Annotated in this window: 1 protein-coding gene and 1 pseudogene; both read right to left on the bottom strand. The window is 64.7% G+C overall.

Going from position 1 to position 380, the window contains the following annotated elements; genetic code table 11:
• Positions 1-275, bottom strand: a 275-nt coding sequence (locus I6F37_RS45060; protein ID WP_225155140.1) for a hypothetical protein, incomplete at its 3' end; no start/stop codon positions are given.
• A gap of 9 nt (positions 276-284) precedes the next feature.
• Positions 285-380, bottom strand: a pseudogene (locus I6F37_RS45065) (phosphoribosylaminoimidazolesuccinocarboxamide synthase); the annotation flags it as partial.

Consider the following 380-nt stretch of genomic DNA (forward strand, 5'->3'; position numbering starts at 1 on the left):
ATCGAAACCAGGTCCTGCTGGAGCCCCACGATGTCGCCGAGGGCTTCCGCGTCCGAGGTTTCGCTACCGTCGAGGTCGATCGAGCAAACGAGCGTCACGCAATCTTCGTTCGTACAGGTCAACGGCCAACCGCTGTCTGCGCTTGACCAGTCGGCGTCGTCATAAGATAGCGCGATGCCGACGCTTTCGTCGGTGAGCGACCCGGCGGCGGCTGGCATTGCCGCCATCGTCAGAGCAACCAGCGGGGCTCCGAACCGACAGGCCAGCTTCAGCACCGCTTTCGCCTACTGCACGAGCACCGGGCCGGTGCCCTTTGGCCGTTCCTGCTCGATGAGAATGCCGAGCCGCCGCGCGACTTCCTGATAGGCCTCGACCAGCCC

Source organism: Bradyrhizobium sp. NBAIM08 (genome assembly GCF_020193935.1).
Classification (GTDB): domain Bacteria; phylum Pseudomonadota; class Alphaproteobacteria; order Rhizobiales; family Xanthobacteraceae; genus Bradyrhizobium; species Bradyrhizobium yuanmingense.